14 protein-coding genes and 1 pseudogene are annotated in these 19,145 nt (G+C 31.0%); 6 read left to right on the top strand and 9 right to left on the bottom strand.

Annotation, left to right across the window (positions count from 1 at the left end):
- Positions 1-42: 42 nt before the first annotated feature.
- Positions 43-1,269, bottom strand: a complete 1,227-nt coding sequence (locus ACOTU8_RS07560) for an HD domain-containing protein (RefSeq protein ID WP_422342385.1) — start codon at positions 1,267-1,269, stop codon at positions 43-45.
- A gap of 76 nt (positions 1,270-1,345) precedes the next feature.
- On the opposite strand from ACOTU8_RS07560, the gene queC reads away from it, so the two are divergent.
- The gene (gene queC, locus ACOTU8_RS07565) at positions 1,346-2,020 is read left to right on the top strand and encodes a 7-cyano-7-deazaguanine synthase QueC (protein ID WP_422342386.1); all 675 of its coding nucleotides are present in this window, start codon (positions 1,346-1,348) and stop codon (positions 2,018-2,020) included.
- Positions 2,021-2,041: 21 nt separating this feature from the next.
- Here queC and dsbI read toward each other — a convergent pair whose 3' ends face one another.
- From dsbI to ACOTU8_RS07595, 6 genes are all read right to left on the bottom strand, one after another.
- Positions 2,042-3,568 carry a disulfide bond formation protein DsbI gene (gene dsbI / locus ACOTU8_RS07570; protein ID WP_422342387.1) on the bottom strand — a complete coding sequence of 509 codons (1,527 nt, stop codon included), beginning with the start codon at positions 3,566-3,568 and terminating at the stop codon, positions 2,042-2,044.
- 11 nt (positions 3,569-3,579) lie between these two features.
- Positions 3,580-3,747 carry a disulfide bond formation protein Dba gene (gene dba / locus ACOTU8_RS07575; protein ID WP_002779270.1) on the bottom strand — a complete coding sequence of 56 codons (168 nt, stop codon included), beginning with the start codon at positions 3,745-3,747 and terminating at the stop codon, positions 3,580-3,582.
- Between the two features lie 105 nt (positions 3,748-3,852).
- The gene (locus ACOTU8_RS07580; protein ID WP_422342388.1) at positions 3,853-5,631 is read right to left on the bottom strand and encodes a methyl-accepting chemotaxis protein; all 1,779 of its coding nucleotides are present in this window, start codon (positions 5,629-5,631) and stop codon (positions 3,853-3,855) included.
- Positions 5,621-6,535 (bottom strand): cytochrome-c peroxidase, encoded by a 915-nt coding sequence (locus ACOTU8_RS07585; RefSeq protein WP_422342389.1) that lies wholly within the window; start codon positions 6,533-6,535, stop codon positions 5,621-5,623. The genes ACOTU8_RS07580 and ACOTU8_RS07585 overlap by 11 nt, the downstream gene beginning before the upstream one ends.
- A gap of 85 nt (positions 6,536-6,620) precedes the next feature.
- Entirely contained in the window at positions 6,621-7,487 is an 867-nt protein-coding gene (locus ACOTU8_RS07590; protein WP_422342390.1) for a fumarylacetoacetate hydrolase family protein, read from the bottom strand.
- 112 nt (positions 7,488-7,599) lie between these two features.
- Positions 7,600-8,502 (bottom strand): RluA family pseudouridine synthase, encoded by a 903-nt coding sequence (locus ACOTU8_RS07595; protein ID WP_422342391.1) that lies wholly within the window; start codon positions 8,500-8,502, stop codon positions 7,600-7,602.
- Positions 8,503-8,579: 77 nt separating this feature from the next.
- Here ACOTU8_RS07595 and purB point away from each other — a divergent pair, with 77 nt between their 5' ends.
- The gene (gene purB / locus ACOTU8_RS07600) at positions 8,580-9,908 is read left to right on the top strand and encodes an adenylosuccinate lyase (protein ID WP_422342392.1); all 1,329 of its coding nucleotides are present in this window, start codon (positions 8,580-8,582) and stop codon (positions 9,906-9,908) included.
- 15 nt (positions 9,909-9,923) lie between these two features.
- Positions 9,924-12,293: a ribonucleoside-diphosphate reductase subunit alpha gene (nrdA, locus tag ACOTU8_RS07605; protein ID WP_422342393.1), complete on the top strand. Its 2,370-nt coding sequence runs from the start codon at positions 9,924-9,926 to the stop codon at positions 12,291-12,293.
- Positions 12,294-12,330: 37 nt separating this feature from the next.
- Here the strand turns inward: nrdA and ACOTU8_RS07610 are convergent.
- A pseudogene (locus ACOTU8_RS07610) lies at positions 12,331-13,717 on the bottom strand (cation:dicarboxylate symporter family transporter).
- Between the two features lie 117 nt (positions 13,718-13,834).
- Complete coding sequence (gene thyX, locus ACOTU8_RS07615) at positions 13,835-14,461, bottom strand: FAD-dependent thymidylate synthase (protein WP_422342394.1); 627 nt, start codon at positions 14,459-14,461, stop codon at positions 13,835-13,837.
- Between the two features lie 117 nt (positions 14,462-14,578).
- On the opposite strand from thyX, the gene pyrG reads away from it, so the two are divergent.
- The 3 genes from pyrG to ACOTU8_RS07630 all read left to right on the top strand — a co-directional run bounded on the left by pyrG (position 14,579) and on the right by ACOTU8_RS07630 (position 18,890).
- The gene (gene pyrG, locus ACOTU8_RS07620; RefSeq protein WP_422342395.1) at positions 14,579-16,210 is read left to right on the top strand and encodes a CTP synthase; all 1,632 of its coding nucleotides are present in this window, start codon (positions 14,579-14,581) and stop codon (positions 16,208-16,210) included.
- Complete coding sequence (gene recJ / locus ACOTU8_RS07625; protein ID WP_422342396.1) at positions 16,197-17,768, top strand: single-stranded-DNA-specific exonuclease RecJ; 1,572 nt, start codon at positions 16,197-16,199, stop codon at positions 17,766-17,768. The genes pyrG and recJ overlap by 14 nt, the downstream gene beginning before the upstream one ends.
- A gap of 75 nt (positions 17,769-17,843) precedes the next feature.
- Positions 17,844-18,890 carry a type II asparaginase gene (locus tag ACOTU8_RS07630; RefSeq protein ID WP_422342397.1) on the top strand — a complete coding sequence of 349 codons (1,047 nt, stop codon included), beginning with the start codon at positions 17,844-17,846 and terminating at the stop codon, positions 18,888-18,890.
- The last annotated feature ends 255 nt before the right edge of the window (positions 18,891-19,145 follow it).

A 19,145-nucleotide genomic window follows, 5' to 3' on the forward strand; every position in this document is an offset into this window, starting at 1 on the left:
TTTGTTTAAAATATATTGAAAATAAGAGTATAAAAACCATATTTAAATTTTAAAATATTCTCTTAAACTTTCACAAATTTCAAAAAAATTTACTCCATCTATAGTAGGATTTTCTTTAAAAAACTCATGCATTCCTAAAAAACCGCTTTCAAGCTCTTTAGACTTTACACCATAACTTATACTAAGTCCTGCTTCTATAAAAGCAGCGATTTTATCACAGTATTTAAGTGCCTTACCATCTATAGCACCAAATTCATTTTTATTAAATGAACTCAAACTTCCGCTGCAAAGCTCTATTTTAGCATTTTTATAAGTACGATTTTCAAATTCATTTTTTACAAAATTTGACTCATCGTTTCTGCCTTCTCTAATGCCTAAAATATAAGAAAACTCAGCCCTTAAACCCTCAGGTACAAAGGGTAAAATTCTTTCATTAATCAGTTTCATTTCATAATCATTTATGATGTTATGAAGTCCATCAATACCGTATTTTACGGGGCTTATAATATCACGCGTTAAAGATTCTGGCAAATCATGAAATAAAGCACAGTAAAAATTATTCTCAAGTCTTTTATCACAAGCCTTGATTTTTAGTGAGTAAAAATATCCTAAGATTGCTACTACAAGCATATGTCCTAAAACTGCAGTTTCTGGTATGCGTGGAGTTTGAGCCCAACGCTTTTGAAAGCGAAGTCTTCCGCTAAGATCAATAATTTTGGCTATTTTTTGATTTAAAGCGATTTTTCTAGCCCCTATAAGCTCATAGTAATCTTCTAATTCTTCTTCAACTTTGTTTTTAATCTCATCAATATCATTTAAAAAAGCAGAAGTTTGATAAACTATGTTAAATTCCCATCTTGTAGCAAAATATGATGCCGCTTTTAAGATAAGCCTTTCTTTAGCATAAGCATTGCCATTTAAATACGCTTCAAAACGCTTTAAAAACTCTCCTTCTTCTATATCTTCTATCATAGGTTCGATTTTGCTTAAAACCCAAGCATTTACTTCAGCCTTTTTTTGACGTACGATTTCATGATAGACATCAGGGCGTATATCGGTTACTACCACACGACTTAAAAACTCAAAAATTCCCCCTTCTATAATCATTCTCATATCCACATCTTTTTCCATTTTAGCGATAAAATATGCGATGATGAATTTATGAGCTTGTTTGTCAAGTTCGACTAAATTTGCCATTCTTGGATAATCATTCCAGCGACTGATAGAAGCAGCTTTAAAAATATGTTCTATGAGTTTTATGTTTATCATGCTTTTGCCTTTTTTGCAATTTAAATTTAAAAATTTTCGTTAAAATTGCGAAATTATAGCAAATTTAAGGATAAAAATGAGTAAAAAAGCACTTTGTATTATAAGTGGTGGTATGGATAGCACTTTGTGTGCTTATCTAGCTAAAAAAGAAGGTTATGAAATTATTGCTTTGCATTTTGACTATGAGCAACGCACACAAGAGAAAGAAAGAGAATGTTTTAAGCAAATTTGCAAGGCTTTAAAAGTAGAAAAATCTTATATTTTAGATGTGAGTTTTATCAAAGATATAGGGGGTAATGCCTTAACCGATAAAAGTATGGATATTCCTAAAAATGATCTTTGTATAGGTGATACTCCGCCTATTACTTATGTACCTTTTCGCAACGGAATTTTTTTAAGTATAGCAGGAGCTTTAGCTGAAAAGGAAAATTGTGAGAGTATTTTTATAGGCGTGGTAGAAGAAGATGGTAGTGGTTATCCTGACTGCACCAATGAGTTTATACAAAAGGCACAAGAATTTGTCAATGAAGGTACAAGTGAGAATTTTAAAGTTTGTATAAAAACTCCGCTTGTTAGACTAAACAAAGCTCAAATTGTAGAACTAGCCTTAAAAGAAAATGTGCCTTTAGAACTTACTTGGTCTTGTTATGAAAGTGAAGATGAAGCTTGTGGGGAGTGTGATAGCTGTTTGCTTCGTTTAAAAGGTTTTGAAAAAGCAGGGTTTAAAGATAAGATTAAATACAAGTCCTAGTTGCAAACTAGGACTTAAAGTTTAGTTTAGAGTATAAAGTTTATTTACTCCATCTTGATAAGAAAGAATGTTGATTTTTCCATCTTTAAAGAAAATGCTTCTAGCATTAGTGATAGAGCTTGGGAAAGCAATGGTTTTTACTACTTCTTCTTTGATTGGATCAATTACGGCAATCACATTGTGATTTTTGCTAAGTGCATAAATTTCTCCATCTTTAAAAGTCATAGAAGTTACATAAAGATCGCCTAAAGTTTTACCTTCTTTAAGATTAGCTTTTGGAGTAAATTCTCCTGAAAGAACACGATCTTTTAAAGAAACTTTAGAGATTACAAAAGTTTTAGCGTCTTTATTGTTTGGAACAGTTGCAAGATAAAGATAATTTCCATCTGTAGTCATGCTTGCTACATGGTTAAATTTCGCTCTTACAGTATCAAGTCTTCCACGACCCAAACCTTCGCCTTGGCCTTTAAATTTATCATTGCCTTTTACAAAATCAGCGTATTGTTTAGCGATATCTTCTTCACTTGCATTAGGATTTTTTGCAAATCTTAAGAAAGATTTGTTTGAACCCATAAGAATGAATTTATCGTTCATATAAGGTATGATACCGATGATTGGATCGATGGTAGCTGAGAAATAAGGATCGAGTTCAAAACCTTCTTTAACGCTAAAATTATTGTCTAAGAAAGCTACATCCCATTTAGAGCTTGCTACAAATTCATTGTTGATATAATCAAGAGTATTGATTGCTTTGTCAAAATTTATGGTTTGTTCATTTGTGATTTTAAGCTCATCATTGATTTTTACAAATGGAGCATTGTTGATATCATTATCAAATTTTATGCCAAGTTTTTCACTTGCAGGTGCAAAAGCATAATCAGGAGCTTTAACATCGCGCTTTCCTAAGAAAGAAATATTTTGCCACAAACTATTCCAACCTTCTTTACTCCAAATGATGTATTTTGGATTTAAGCTAAATCTTACAGGATCGCCTTGTCCTACATAAGGAGGAATTCCTGTGCTTACAAAAGCTTGGAAAACATTTGAAGCTACTACAATCGCACTGATAACTACAGCTGCAAGAGAAAATTTCGTATATTTTCTAAATTTTTCTCCGTTTAATTCTGTTTCAAAAGCATTAAATTTAGGAGCAAAAGCAAAAATCACACCTAAAAGCAATACAACAGCCCAAAATACCACTTCAGCCCAAAAATAAGTATGGATACCAAAAACTGCTAAACCAAAACCTTGATCTAAATCTCTATGAGCGTGATTACCATAGTGAGCAAAAGATTGATAAAGTCCTACTGCTGTCATGATTAAAAGAGCAGCAAGGTATTTGCCTTTCATACCATAACGAACAATGAAAAGTGCCATTACACCGATAAAGATCATTGCTTCTCTTTGTCCCCAGCAAAGCGTGCAAGGACTATCTCCTAGCATATAACCAAATACAAAATTTGCAATACCTACAGGCAAGAGTATGATTAAAAAGCCTGCTAAACACATTAGTGTGTAGAAATTTTTTGTTTTATTGATTTCGTTCATCTAGCCCTTCCTTACAGATTCATTATTGTTAATAGTGCGCCTGTTTTGTGGCCAACATAGAAAAAAACCATTAAAAGCCAAGCTACCATTACCAAACCAAAAGCCAAATTTTCTTTTTCTGGTTTTTTGATAATCAGTATCAAGGCGATTAAAACTAATAAAAGTTCAAGAAACTCCATAGTATCTCCTTTGAAATAAAAACCGCTAATTTTACTTGAAAAACATAAATTAAAAATAAATTTTTTATTAAAATTTCGTGTTAATTTAAATTAACACGAAAAAAGTTACTGAAAGCTGCTCAATTTTTCAGAGAGTTTAGAAGCGCCATTTAGAACATTTTGAGAGATGTTGTTGATTTCGCATGATAAATCTTTAACAGAATTTGCAAGTTCGTTAACCTTGTCTATGCTTGTTCCTAGGATAAGCATTTTATCTTTTACTTCCATGCTTTTATCTTTCATGGTTTGAGTTGATTCTATAGAGCTTTCTAGTTTATGCATAGAATTTACAAGTTCTTGTTGTAAATCATTGGTTTTTGAAGAGGTTTCCTTCATAGAATCATGGATAAGATCCATCAAGGCTTTGTTGTCATTGATTTGTTGAACTATAGCATTAACAGTAGCATTGATATTTAAAAGAGATTTACTTGTTTTATCGGCAAGTTGACCTACTTCATCAGCTACAACTGCAAAACCACGCCCATGTTCACCCGCTCTTGCAGCTTCAATAGCTGCATTTAAGGCAAGTAGATTGGTTTGATCGGCTATATCTCTAATAGAACTTGTAATTTCTATGATATTATCTGCACTTTGAGTTAGGTTATCCATATTGGCTACTATATTTTGTTCTTTTTCATTGTTTTCATTTATCAAATTTACAAGTTCAGATAGAGTAAGTTCTACCTTATCCATCAGTATGTGCATATCTTGCATATTTTCTATGCTTTCTTGTGCTAAATTTCCCGCAAGATTGATATGATCATCTAAGACATAGGTGATTTCTTTAACGCCTTGAATTTGCTCATGTTGTGAATTAGAGCTGTTTTCAAGCATCATAGAGTTGTTTTTGAGCTTTTGTGAATTTTGATGACTTGATTTTGCGTTTTCTATAGCTTCTATGATTGAGTTTTGAACGGTGGAAATAAATGAATTAATATATTGAGCACTTTTTCCAAGCTCGCTTTTTGGATCTATATTTAAACGAGAGTGTAGATTGGCTTCTTTGCTAGCTAAATTAGCGCTTAGTTTTTCTAAAGTATGAATTGGTATGATGACTTTTTTTAGTGTTAATAAAATAAAAAATACAAATAATATAAGAGTGATTCCAAACACTGTTAAAGCGATATAAAATTTAAATAAATTAGATTGTTCTATAGCGTTTTGGGTAAAAGTGTTAAGTTGTTTTAACTCTTTCATAAGAGAATTATTTTCATAAATAGAAGAATTATCTTGCATGATAGAAATCTGTTTTACAATCATTTTATAGTGTTTTAAAAAAAGTTGTAAATTTTCACTTTTTGTATCGTTTTTGATTTCTTTCATAAGACTGTTGAGTTGATTAAGTGTTGTTTTTTGCAAAATACTTTCAGTTGAAAGAACGCTTAACATAGAACTCATTATTCTATAGTTGTTTTTATTTGTTTCGTGGTTTTGTTCTAATTCTTCAAAATAATTTTTAGCCAATTCAAATAAGTAAAGTTTTGAATTTACTGCTATGGAATTTGCGGATTTAAAATAATTAAGCTGGATTAGTTTAGCATTAAAAATTTCTTCTGCTTTGCTTATGTTAATCCCAAAATTTTTAAGCTTTTCAAAATTTTCTTGCATTTTTTTTATTGCCTGAACACTTGGATCGTAGTTAATAAAATTAAAACTATTTTGAAAAACGGAATTGATTTTTTCATCTGAAATTTGTAGCTGCTGAACTATGTTTATTAAGTCTTTATTATCTTTAGATGAAGAATAATTATTAAAAATAATACCTAATAAAACAAGAATGAAAGCTAAAACTAGCATAGACAAAATAATAAATTTTATCAAAAATGAACTTTTTTTATTTGTCATGATATTCTCCTGTTAAGCTTTCTAAAAATGCAACTATATTATCAACTGTTTCTTGATCTAAAAATTTTCCCAATTGATAGTAAGCCATAAACTGAACACAAGCATCTAAAGTAGGTATAGATCCATCATGAAAATAAGGTGCAGTTTTAGCTATATTTCTAAGACTAGGAACTTTAAATACCATTTTATCAGCTTCTCTTTTTGTGATTTCGTAGCGTCCTAAATCTTCTTGATTTGGGTATTCTTCAAAAATACCAATTTTTTGAAACATATTTCCACCTATATTTTGACCTTGATGACAAGAAATGCAGCCATTAGCTTTAAAATCTTCATAACCTTTTTTAGCTTGAGTTGAAATAGCATTTTGATCTCCGCTAAGATAGCGATCAAAAGGAGAATTTGGAGTGATTAAGGTTTTTTCAAATTCAGCAACTGCAAGAGCTATATTTTCTACCGTAACTTCTCCATAAAGTTTTTTAAAAGCTTTTACATAATTTTCATTAGAATTAACTTTTTGTAAAAGAAGTTCAGGACTTAGCCCCATTTCTTTTGGATTAAAAAAAGGCACCTTTGCTTGTTCTGCTAAATCTTTGGCTCTACCATTCCAAAATTGCACAAAATTAAATACCGAATTAAATGTTGTAGGAGTGTTAAAGGGTTTATCGAGTTGATTATTAACTCCTATTGAAAATTCTAGTCCATCAACGCCGTGTTGATCAAGCCTATGGCAAGTATTGCACGAAACTTTTCCATCTTTGGATAAACTTTTATCCATATAAAGACTTTTTCCAAGTTCAGCTTTTTCTTTATCATAAGAGATGGAATTTGGAATAGGGGTTATCATATCTATTGCAAAGACTATATTTGCATAAGATAAACATAAAATCATTATTATTTTTTTCATGATAAATTTCTGCCTTAATTTAAGTTTTTAAAGTGCCATTATAGCGTAATTTTAGTAAATTGTTTAATAATTGATATTTTTTATTTTATTTTATTTTATTGCAAAGTTCTCCTAAATTTTCTATGACGCAACGTACTTTATCTCCTGATTTTAAAAAAGTAGGTGGATTTAATCCCATGCCTACTCCACTAGGAGTTCCCATAGATATAATGCTTCCAGCTTTTAAAAGCATGCCTGTACTAAGTTCTTCTAAGACATAAGCAATATCAAAAATAAACAATTGGGTGTTAGAGTTTTGGCGTAGTTCATCATTGACATAGCTTTGAAGTTGAAGTTTAGGAGGATAAGAAATTTCATCTACGCTTGTGATGTAAGGTCCCATTATAGTGCTACCTTCAAGACTTTTTGCTCGGTAGAATTGTTTGTGGCGTTTTTGAAGTTCACGAGCTGAAATTTCATTGATAATAGTATAGCCAAAGATATAATCTTTTGCATCTTTAGCTTTGATTTTATAAGCATCTTTACTTAAAATAAATGCAAGCTCACATTCATAATCAAGCTGAGAAGTTACATCTGCATGTAAAGGTATATCACCAAAAGGTGGCGTAGCTTGATTGCAGCGTTTTCCAAAATATACAGGATACTCTCTTTCTTCAAATTTTTCACCCTTAAATTTGGCAGATTCTTTAGCATGATCTAAAAAATTAATCCCAAGACATATAATATCTTGACGAGGTTCTATAATAGGAGCTAGATAATTTTCTTTTGGGATTTCATAAGCTGTTTTAGAATCCAAGTCTGTAAGCTTGTGTTTAAATTTATCAAAATGGATAATAAATTCATTCATGTCGTTAGTTTCGATGCCAAGATCAGTAAAACTTACAATTTTTCCGCTAGAATTTAGTACTCCTAGATGGGGTTTTTGATCCTGTATAAAATTAACAAATTTCATTGGAAAATCTCGCTTTTTTATTTAATTATACTTAAAGTTTTAGCAAGAATTATTTTTTTGTTTTAAAATTTTGGTAAAAAAGTGATTGATTGTAGCGTAGTGAAACATCATTTTATTTTATAGAATTGTTGAAAATTTCTTTTATATTTATTTTTGAGTTGATATCAAAATTTTGATTTTTATATTGAAATTTCAAACGATAAGAATGCAAACACAAACGCAAGGCACCTGTAAGTTTTAAGCGTTCTTTAGGATTTAATTTTTCATCTAAAATACTTTCGATTTGTTCTTTGCTAAGTCCATAAAGTGGATCGCCTAAAATGGTATGGTTTTTATAATGCAAATGTACTCTTATTTGGTGTTGTCTGCCTGTTAAGGGTTTGCAAAGCAAAAGGGTAGCATTGATTTTAGGAAAGTATTCTAAAATTTCAAATTCAGTGATAGCTTGTTTTCCTTCTTTACAAATTTGCATTCTTGTTTTTGCATCATTGTAGTTTTTGGCTAAATTTATAGCTTTATCAACTATAAAATTTTCTTCTATTTTTCCATGAGCTAGAGCAAGGTATTCTTTTTGAATCAGTTTTTTTTCAAATAAGCTTTTAAGATCAATCTGTGCTTTTTTATTTTTGGCTACAAGTATAAGCCCACTTGTTTCTTTATCAAGCCTGTGTGCTACGCAAGCTTCTTTTCCCCAAAGATGCCAAATTTCATCACTAAGACTGTATTTACAATGCCTACCATTTGGATGGCTTAAGATCCCACTTTCTTTTTCAAGTATGGCAAAGTCTTCATTTTCAAAGACAATTTCTACCCCTTTGGGATTGTTTTCATAGACTATAAGCTCCACTAAACCATTTAAAATTTTATTCTTTTCTTCTACTAAAATTCCATCACAAAAAAGTCTTTTTTTATCTATGAGTTTTTGTGCTTCATTTATGCTAATTTTTAAATTTTCCATAAGGACTTGAAATGCCTTTTTTCCATTGTTTGAGAGTTTTATTTTTATGTAGGCCATTTAATAACTTTCTTAGGATAATTTGATATAATTTCTGTTTTTTAAAATATAAAATTATAGCTAAAAAGGTTTCAAAGATGGTTGAAAGATATAGCAGAGAAATCATGGCTAGAAAATGGGACACACAAGCAAAATATAATGCATGGCTAAAAGTAGAATTAGCTGCAGTAAAAGCTTGGAATAAACTTGGTCTCATTAATGACACAGACTGTGAAAAAATTCTTAAAAACGCAAAATTTGATATTGCAAGAATAAATGAAATAGAAAAAACCACAAAACACGATGTTATTGCTTTTCTTACAAGTGTAAGTGAAAGCTTAGGAGAAGAGAGTCGTTTTGTGCATTATGCAATGACAAGCTCTGATTGTATAGATACGGCTGTTGCTTTACAGATAAAAGAGAGTTTAGAACTTATTTTAGAAGATGTTTCTTTGCTTTTAGAAACGATTAAAAAACGTGCTTTAGAACACAAAAATACTTTAATGGTAGGAAGAAGTCATGGAATTCATGGAGAGCCTATTACTTTTGGTTTGGTGTTAGCTATTTGGTATGATGAAATTTCGCATGCAAAAGAGCTTTTAGTACATGCAAAAGAAGTGATAAGCTATGGAAAAATCAGTGGTGCAATGGGAAATTTTGCCCATGCTCCCTTAGAATTTGAAGAAGAAGTTTGTAAAAATTTAGGTCTTAAAGCCGCTCCTGTTTCAAATCAAGTGATTCAAAGAGATCGTTATGCTCAAGTTATTTCTGCTATTGCAATTTTAGCTTCAAGTTGTGAGCAAATCGCTGTAGCCATAAGACATTTTCAAAGAACTGAAGTTTATGAGGCTGAAGAGTATTTTAGTGTAGGACAAAAAGGAAGTTCAGCTATGCCACATAAAAGAAATCCTGTTTTAAGTGAAAATATCACAGGGCTTTGTCGTGTGCTTAGATCTTTTGTAACTCCAGCTTTAGAAAATGTTGCACTTTGGCATGAAAGAGATATATCTCATTCTAGTGTTGAAAGATTTATTTTGCCTGATGCTTTTATCACGGCTGATTTTATGCTTATGCGTCTTACAAATTTGATTGATAAGCTTTTGGTTTATCCTGAAAATATGATGAAAAATTTAAATCTTACAGGCGGGCTTGTATTTTCAGGTAGGGTGCTTTTAGAACTTCCATTTAAAGGCATTAGTCGTGAAGAAGCTTATAAAATAGTTCAAAGAAATGCAATGAAAGTATGGACAGATTTGCAAAATGGCAAGGCTGCCATCAATGAAAAAAATGAAAGTTTGTTTTTGTTAGCGCTTTTAAGCGATGAAGATTTAAGAAAAAGTTTGAGCGAAGAGGATGTAAGAAAATGTTTCGATTATAACTACTATACAAAAAATGTTGATGCAATTTTTAAAAGAACATTTAAATAAAAAGCAAGGAAGGCAATGAAAGTTATTAAAAGAAATGGTCGTACAGAAGAATTGGATATTTCTAAGATCAAAAAATGCACCTCTGATGCTGTAAAAGATTTAGAAGGTGTGAATTTAAGCGAACTTGAACTCGATGCAAAGATTCAATTTCGTGATGGAATTTCAACTGAAGAAATTCAAAAAACTTTAATTAAAACTGCAGTAGATAAAATAGATATTGATTGTCCAAATTGGACCTTTGTTGCAGCTAGACTGTTTTTATTTGACTTATATAAAAAAGTTAATGGCATGAATCGTTATAATCATTTGCGTGAATATTTTGAAAAAGGTGAAAAAGAAGGAAGAATTTTACTTGGTCTTAAAGAAAAATACGATTTAGATGATTTAAACGCTTATATTAAACCTGAACGCGATATGCAATTTACTTATCTTGGTATTAAAACTTTATATGATAGATACTTGATTAAAGATAGTAAAGGTATGCCTATAGAGCTTCCTCAGCAAATGTTTATGGCTATTGCAATGTTTTTAGCGCAGAATGAATTTAATCCCCAAGAATGGGCAAAGAAATTTTATGATCTTATTTCTAAATTTGAACTCATGCTTGCAACTCCAACTTTATCAAACGCTAGGACAACGCGCCATCAACTTAGCTCTTGCTATATAGGTTCAACTCCTGATAATATTGAAGGCATTTTTGATTCTTATCAAGAAATGGCTTTGCTTTCTAAATTCGGAGGAGGTATAGGCTGGGATTGGTCTAAAGTGCGTGCAATGGGTGGAAGCATAGATGGACATAAAAATGCTGCAGGTGGAATTATACCTTTTTTAAAAATTACTAATGATATTGCCGTAGCTGTAGATCAATTAGGTACTAGAAAGGGAGCTATTGCAGTTTATATAGAACCTTGGCACATGGATATAAGTGATTTTATCGATTTGCGTAAAAATTCAGGCGAAGAAAGACGTCGCGCTCATGAACTTTTCCCTGCTTTATGGATCAATGATCTTTTTATGAAAAGAGTTAGAGCAAATGATAAATGGACTCTTTTTGATCCTGCAGATACAGCGGATTTGTGTGATTTATATGGCGAGGCTTTTGAAAAACGCTATGAAGAATATGAAAAAGACGAAAGTATTACCAAAGAAATCGTAGAAGCTAAAGAGCTTTGGAAGAAAATTTTGCTAAATTATTTTGAAACAGGCTTGCCATTTTTATGTTTTAAAGATAGTGCCAATAGAGCAAACCCAAATGCTCATGTGGGAATTATTAGAAGTTCAAATTTATGCACTGAAATTTTTCAAAATACTGAACCAAATTATTATCAAATCAAAGTAGTTTTTGAAAATGGAGATGAGCTTCATTTTGATGAAGAACAAAAGGTGGTCATTGATGGAGGGTATGAAAAACCAGCCAAAAAAATATCAACTTTAGATAGTATCAATGGTAATAAAGTTTATATAGTAGAAAAATATAAAAATGATGGAAAAACAGCCGTTTGTAATCTAGCAAGTATAAATCTTAGCAAAGTATATACTAAAGAAGATATAGAGCGTGTTGTGCCAACGGCTATTCGTATGCTTGATAATGTAATCGATTTAAATTTTTATCCTCATAGAAAAGTAAAAGATACAAATTTAAAATCCCGTGCTATAGGTCTTGGAGTCATGGGTGAAGCACAAATGCTTGCTGAGGCTAAGATTCATTGGGGAAGTGATGAGCATTTAAATAAAATTGATGAGATTATGGAGCAAATTAGTTTTGAGGCTATTAATGCGAGTTCTAATTTGGCTCTTGAAAAAGGATCTTACGAAGATTTTGAAGGATCAAATTGGAGTAAGGGAATTTTTCCTATTGATGTAGCAAGTCCTAAGGCTAAAGCTTTAACTTTAAGAGAAGGTTTATTTGATCAAAGTGAATGCGACTGGGTTAAACTTAGAGAAAAAGTTAAAAAAGATGGTATGAGAAATGGTTATTTGATGGCCATTGCACCTACTTCTTCTATTTCTATCTTGGTGGGTACTACGCAGACTATCGAACCTGTTTATAAAAGAAAGTGGTTTGAACAAAATTTAAGTGGTATGATACCTGTTGTTGTGCCAAATTTAAGCCTTGATACTTGGCAATACTATACTCCAGCTTATGAGCTTGATCAAAAAATTCTTGTAAAAGCTGCGGCTGTACGTGGTAAATGGATCGATCAAGGACAAAGTTTAAATATCTTTTTATCTCTTGATAAAGCAAGTGGCGGATATTTAAATGAAATTTATCAACTTGCTTGGGAGCTTGGAGTAAAATCAACTTATTATTTAAGAAGTGAAAGTCCAGATAGTGAAAAAGTAAATATTGCGGATCGTAGTATAGAGTGTGAAGGTTGCCAATAATTCTTTAAAACCCAATAAAAATTTGGGTTTTAAGGAATTAAGAATTGTAAATTTCCTTATTTAAAGCTTTTAAATTTTTTGCAGTACAAAGTGCTGAGGTCATAGCTCCTGAAACATTACTTGCTGTTCTTGCCATATCGATAATAGGATCAATAGCCAAAATTAAACTTAACATAACAAAATTGTTTCCAAATCCAATTCCTGCTAACATAATAGAAGCTGCCATAGTTGCACTCCCAGGAACTCCAGCTATACCCAAGGATCCAATAACAGCTACTAAAATTATCATTAAAGCAAAAGTAAAATCAATTGGTGTATGTGTAGCATAAGCTACAAAAATCGCTACTAAAGCTGGAAAATATCCCGCACAGCCATTAAGTCCTGTTGTTGTACCTATAGAAGCTACAAAATTAGCTATTGCGGGATTAACTCCAAATTTATTTTGTAAAGTTGAAATTGTCATAGGTAAGGTACCTAGTGAAGATCTTGAGCTAAATGCAAATAACCACACGGGAAAGGCTTTTTTTTGCATATTTTATAGGATTTAATCCTTGAGAAGTGAGGAGTAAAAAATGCACTCCAAACATTATAAACATAGCTATATAAATAAGCATGATAAAAAGTCCAGTTGTTTTAATGGCTTCAAAGCCATTGCTTAAAAGCACATTAGCCATCATACAAACTACGGCATAAGGCATAAATCTAATAATTGTAGCAGTCATACTCATCATAATATTATAAAAGGTTAAAATAAAATTTTGAAAACTTTTAAAAGCCTGATTATATTCTTCTTTTTTGGAAATTTTTTTAGCACTAATTCCTATGAAAAAAGAAAAAATAACAATAGCTATGATATTTTCTTTGTTAATAGCTGTAATGATGTTGCTAGGTATTAGTCCTAGTATAATATTTGAAAAGGTTTGAATTTCACGAATTTGTTTATCTCCTTCATGAATAGCAAAATTACTTCCTAGATCAAAATTATAACCTAAAAATATACCCAAGCTCGCAGCTATAGCTGTGCTAAAAAGTATCCAAAAAAGACTTATTCCAAGTAAAGAAGATATTTTGATGTTTTTATCAATTTCTATAATAACTTTTATAATGCAAATACTTACAAGAGGGACAACTAGCATTTTTATAAAAGCTACAAAAACAGAGCTTATGAAGGCAAACCAATGTTTTATTTCGTTATACCAAAGAATATTACTTGATTCTTCATTATTTGGGAAATTAGCCAAGTATTGCAAAGCAAAACCAAACCCCAAGCCTATTAAAAGTGCAAATAACATGCGAATAGAAAAGTTGATTTTGATATCTCGCATTTTTTTTAACACATAAAAAACAATACAAAGCATAACAAGAGTAGCCATGGTATGAGTTTGCGAAAGCATTAGAAAATCTTGAAAAAATTGTTTATCCATAAAAAGTCCTTATAAGAAACTATAATCAAGCACAAGGTATATGAAAATATACTTGCATAAAGTTTGATTTTGCAAATAATAACACAAAAATATTTTTAACAAGATAAAATTAATATTTTATTTTTCTATGTCTTTATGTAAGCAATGTTCAAATATAAATTTGTGTTCTTGTGGCAAAGCTTCAAATAAAGCATTTGCTAAAATTCTAATCTCCCAAAGGGCTGATTTTGAACTACGCAAAGAGATAAAATTTTGCAAACTTCTTGCATTAATTGTTAGCGTAAGTTCAGTTTTATAACTTTCTGGTAAGCAGTATTTGGCCATATCTAAACTGATACTTTTTTGTAAAATAGTGCGTAAATTTTCTAAAGCTTTTATGCTTGCGTTATCAACATCTTCATTACCACAAAGCACAAGATAACGGCTTGCGTTTTCAAAATCTCCTATTTTAAACTCAGCTTCATTGCGAAGTTCTTTTAAGGTATAACGCGTGCTTTTTACACTAGGACTAGTGTGACGGTGTCTTGCAACTTCTTGTAAACAAGCTCTTGAAATTCCTTGTATGTAAAAAGTGTAATTTAAATGTTCTAAAGTCGAAGCGTGTTTAAATTTATTGCCCACGCGATCGATAAGTTCTTTATCTTTTTCGCCACCACAATCGCCTTTTTCAAAGCTTTGCCAACAAGTTCTTGTTGCATGAGAACAAATAGATAATGGAGTGTGAAAAAGTAAAGTGATTTGCATACTTATTCCTTTTTGATAAAAATATTTTTTGTAATTCTTGCATTTTTTACTTAAAATTCTAATGAAATAAAAAGTTTTATCAAGCTATAATTAGATAAAAAATAAGGCTTATTATCAATGAAACAAACAAAATATATTTTTGTAACAGGTGGAGTTTTAAGTTCTTTAGGTAAAGGAATAGCTGCCGCTTCTATCGCAACACTTTTGAAAAATTCAAGGCTTAAAGTGAGTATTTTAAAAGCTGATCCTTATATTAATGTCGATCCAGGCACTATGAGTCCTTTTGAGCATGGAGAAGTTTTTGTTACTGATGATGGAGCAGAAACTGATCTTGATTTGGGACATTATGAGCGTTTTTTAGATGAGAGTTTATCTCAAGATAATAACTTCACCACAGGACGCGTTTATCAAAGTGTGATTGAAAAAGAAAGGCGCGGAGAATATCTTGGTAAAACCATTCAAGTAATCCCACATATAGTAGGAGAAATTAAAGATCGTATTAAAAAAGCAGGAGAGGATAAAGATATACTTATTGTTGAAATAGGCGGAACTGTTGGGGATATAGAAGGCTTACCTTTTTTAGAAGCTATTCGTGCTTTGCGTTTAGAAGTGGGTAAAAATAATGCTATGAATATTCATCTTACTTTAGTGCCTTTTATTAAGGCTGCAGGTGAATTAAAAACTAAACCTACCCAACATAGCGTAGGTGAATTAAGGCGTATAGGTATTAGTCCTGATATGATTATTTGTCGTAGTGAAAAAGCTCTTGATAGGGATTTAAAGGATAAAATTGCCATTTCTTGCGGAGTGGAAAAAAATTGTGTAATAGAAAGTGTTGATGCAGCAAGTATATATCAAATTCCACTTAATTTTTTAAAGCAAGATATTTTAAGTCCTATTGCTGAAATTTTAGATTTAAAAAATTTAAAACCTAACATGGAAAATTGGGATTCTTTAGTAAAAAGAGTTATAGCTCCAAGTAATGAGGTTAAAATTGCTTTTGTGGGTAAGTATGTGGATTTAAAAGAAAGTTATAAGAGTCTTACTGAAGCTATTATACACGCAGGTGCGGCACTAGATACTAAAGTGGAATTAAAATGGGTGGATAGTGAAAAACTTGAAAATATGGAAAGTGCTGAAGTATTTAAAGATGTAAGTGGAATTTTGGTTGCTGGGGGATTTGGATATCGTGGCGTAGAAGGTAAGATAAAAGCTATTCAATACGCAAGAGAAAATAAAATTCCTTTTTTAGGAATTTGTTTGGGTATGCAGCTTGCTTTGGTGGAATTTGCTAGAAATGTATTAAAACTTAAAGATGCAAATTCAAGTGAATTTGATGAAAAATGTCAAAATCCTGTGGTTTATTTGATTGATGAATTTATGGATACAAATGGAGAAAAACAAATTCGTACTGCAAAAACTCCTTTAGGCGGAACTATGCGTTTAGGAGCCTATAAATGTGATATCAAGGAAAAATCCCTATTGGCTAAGGTTTATAATGAAGCAAAGAGTGTAAAAGAACGCCATCGCCATCGCTATGAAGCAAATCCAAAATATAGAGCAGATTTTGAAAAACACGGTTTGATTGTAAGTGGTGAAAGCAAAGGATTGATCGAAGCAGTTGAACTTAACTCCCATCCTTTTTTCTTGGCTGTGCAATTTCATCCAGAATTTACTTCAAGACTTGAGCATGTTAACTCTGTGATTTTCGGTTTTATCAAGGCAGCTATAAACTATGAAGATAATTAATAAAAATGAAATTAAAAAAATTTTGGCTTCACGCTTTGAAAAAGATTTGCATACCAAACTTTGTGATTTGCCTTTGCCATGCTGTTTAAAGGATGCATATAAAGCAGCTAATCGCATCAAAGAAGCTGTAGAAAAAAATGAGAAAGTAGCTATAGTAGGGGATTATGATGTTGATGGAATCATTTCTTGTGTTATTATGGCAGAATTTTTTGATGATATAGGTTTTGATTATATAGTAAAGATTCCAAATCGTTTTAAAGATGGATATGGATTAAATGCTGAAATTATTAACGAACTTGATGTCAATTTGATTATAACTGTGGATAATGGTATAGCTGCTCTTGAAGCAGCTAGACTTTGTAAAGAAAGAAATATAGATTTAATTATTACTGATCATCATATGCCCCAAGATGCTTTACCTGATGCTTTTGCTATTGTAAATCCAAAGCAAAAAGATTGTGATTTTCCAGAAATTGAAATTTGTGGAGCACAGGTAGCTTGGTATTTAATAGCAGCTTTAAAAGAGGTTTGCAAACTTAAATACGATATGAGCAAATTTTTAGAGCTTTTAGCAATTGCAATTATTGCAGATATGATGGAGCTTAGAGATTTAAATCGTGCTTTAGTAAGGCGTGGTATAGATCATATTAACAAATCCAAAAGAGCTGCTTTTAGGGCTATTAAGCATTATTATCAAAAAGATAAATTTGCTCTTGATAATATAGGGTTTTTAATTGCTCCACTTATAAATAGTGCTGGAAGAATGGATGATGCAAGTATTTCTTATGAATTTTTACACACTAAAGATTTTAATAAAGCTTTAGAATATCTAGAGCAAATTGTTAGTTTTAATGAAAGTCGTAAAGATGAAGAAAAACAGCTTTTTGAAGATAGTTTAAATCAAATCGATGAAAACGATTCTTGTATTGTGGTATCGGGTTTAAATTGGCATGAAGGGGTTTTAGGGATTGTGGCAAGTCGTTTAGCTAAACATTTTAATAAACCTGCTTTTGTATTTTCTCAAAATGAAGAACACTTAAAAGGTAGTGCAAGAAGTGTTGGTAAGATTGATATTTTGGCTTTAATTTCTAAGACAAATTCTATATTAAGCAATTATGGCGGTCATAAAGGTGCTGCTGGAATTAGTTTAAATTTTGAAAATTTTGAATTATTTAAAAATAAAATTAAAAAGGAATGTTCGCAAATTTCTGAAAGTGAATTTTTGGATACAGATGAAATTTTAGGAATTTTAGAGCCTAGTGAGATTGATTTTGAAATGCTTGAAATTTTAGAATCTTTTGAGCCTTTTGGTCATAAAAACCCGCGTCCTTTTTTTGTTTTGGAAAATCTTTGTGTAAAAAATAAAAAACTTCTAGGTAAAGATGAAAAACACTTAAAGCTTGTTTTAACCAAGGAAAATAAGACCATAGAAGCTTTATTTTTTAATTTTGATAAAGAACCAAAATTAAATCAAAATATTTCTTTACTTGGAAGTATTTCTAAAAATGAATTCAGAGGATTAGTAACTCCACAATTTGTTATTAAAGAAATTTTATAAAATTTTTATTTATTATTTATTAATATTATATAAGTTTCATTAATGAAACGAATTTTAATAAATAAGGGAAGAATTGTGAAAAAGTTACTATTGTGTGTATTGGTATTTTTATCTATAGGAGCATGTATGGCAGAAGCTAAACCAAAAATTGCTATTTTAGCAACAGGTGGAACGATAGCAGGTTCTATTGATAGCGCTGTTGCCACAACAGGTTATACAGCTGGAGTTGTTGGCGTAGATGTTTTAATCAAAGCGGTTCCACAAATTCAAGATTTAGCTAATATTAGCGGGGAACAAATAGCAAATATTGACAGTTCAAATATGTGTGATGAAATTTGGTTAAAACTTGTTAAAGAAGTCAATAAGCTTTTGGCTGAAGGGATAGATGGAGTGGTTATAACTCATGGCACTGATACCATGGAAGAAACTGCTTATTTTTTAAATTTAGCCATTAAAAGCAACAAGCCTGTAGTTTTAGTTGGTGCTATGCGTCCATCAACTGCTATAAGTGCAGATGGACCAAAAAATCTTTACAATGCTGTAGCTTTAGCTGCCAACAAAGAAGCTAAAGCTAAAGGTGTTATGGTAGTCATGAATGATAAAATTTTAAGTGCTAGGGGTGTGGTAAAAACTCATAATTTAAATGTTGATGCTTTTTCTTCTCCTGATTTTGGAGATTTGGGCTATATAGTAGATGGTAAAGTCTTTTTCTATAATAATATTGCTAAAGCTCACACAAAAAACGCTCCTTTTGATGTAAGCAAACTCACAAGCTTACCAAAAGTAGATATACTTTATACTTATTCAAATGATGGTAGTGGTGTAGCTGCAAAAGCTTTATTTGAAAATGGAACTAAAGGCATAGTTGTTGCAGGAAGTGGTGCAGGAAATATACATGAAGATCAAAAAAATGTCTTAAAAGAACTTATAAAGAAAGGGCTTGATGTTGTTGTAAGTTCAAGAGTTGTTGCAGGAAGTGTTGTTGTGAGTGATTTAGACAAGAAATTAGGTTTTGTTAGTGCTGAAGATTTAAATCCTCAAAAAGCAAGAGTTTTGCTTATGTTAGCACTTACAAAAACAAGTGATCCTAAAAAAATTCAAGAATATTTTTTAAAATATTGAAATTTTTAAATATTTCTAACTTAAGGAATTTATCTTTCCTAAGTTATATGTCTTAAATATTTATAGTCATACTTATCTTGTAAGTTTTCTTTGTATTTTTATTATTATCAATTCCTAACCCCCCCCCCCATTTTTTAACCCACCAAATATTTACACAAATATTTATACTATTTAATCCTTTATTTAATCCCCTTTTAAGTTTAATTAGTTATACTTTCATTTCCTTTTTTTGAAAAAGGACTTAAAATCTTTTAA

The sequence above is a fragment of the Campylobacter jejuni genome (assembly GCF_049221745.1).
In the GTDB taxonomy this organism is placed as follows: Bacteria; Campylobacterota; Campylobacteria; order Campylobacterales; family Campylobacteraceae; genus Campylobacter_D; species Campylobacter_D jejuni_E.

Coding starts and splice junctions, on each gene's coding strand:
- ACOTU8_RS07585 (WP_422342389.1), bottom strand. CDS start 6,535: ATGAAAAAAATAATAATGATTTTATGTTTATCTTATGCAAATATAGTC.
- dsbI (WP_422342387.1), bottom strand. CDS start 3,568: ATGAACGAAATCAATAAAACAAAAAATTTCTACACACTAATGTGTTTA.
- ACOTU8_RS07595 (WP_422342391.1), bottom strand. CDS start 8,502: ATGGCCTACATAAAAATAAAACTCTCAAACAATGGAAAAAAGGCATTT.
- recJ (WP_422342396.1), top strand. CDS start 16,197: ATGAAGATAATTAATAAAAATGAAATTAAAAAAATTTTGGCTTCACGC.
- ACOTU8_RS07560 (WP_422342385.1), bottom strand. CDS start 1,269: ATGATAAACATAAAACTCATAGAACATATTTTTAAAGCTGCTTCTATC.
- thyX (WP_422342394.1), bottom strand. CDS start 14,461: ATGCAAATCACTTTACTTTTTCACACTCCATTATCTATTTGTTCTCAT.
- ACOTU8_RS07580 (WP_422342388.1), bottom strand. CDS start 5,631: ATGACAAATAAAAAAAGTTCATTTTTGATAAAATTTATTATTTTGTCT.
- purB (WP_422342392.1), top strand. CDS start 8,580: ATGGTTGAAAGATATAGCAGAGAAATCATGGCTAGAAAATGGGACACA.
- dba (WP_002779270.1), bottom strand. CDS start 3,747: ATGGAGTTTCTTGAACTTTTATTAGTTTTAATCGCCTTGATACTGATT.
- pyrG (WP_422342395.1), top strand. CDS start 14,579: ATGAAACAAACAAAATATATTTTTGTAACAGGTGGAGTTTTAAGTTCT.
- queC (WP_422342386.1), top strand. CDS start 1,346: ATGAGTAAAAAAGCACTTTGTATTATAAGTGGTGGTATGGATAGCACT.
- nrdA (WP_422342393.1), top strand. CDS start 9,924: ATGAAAGTTATTAAAAGAAATGGTCGTACAGAAGAATTGGATATTTCT.
- ACOTU8_RS07590 (WP_422342390.1), bottom strand. CDS start 7,487: ATGAAATTTGTTAATTTTATACAGGATCAAAAACCCCATCTAGGAGTA.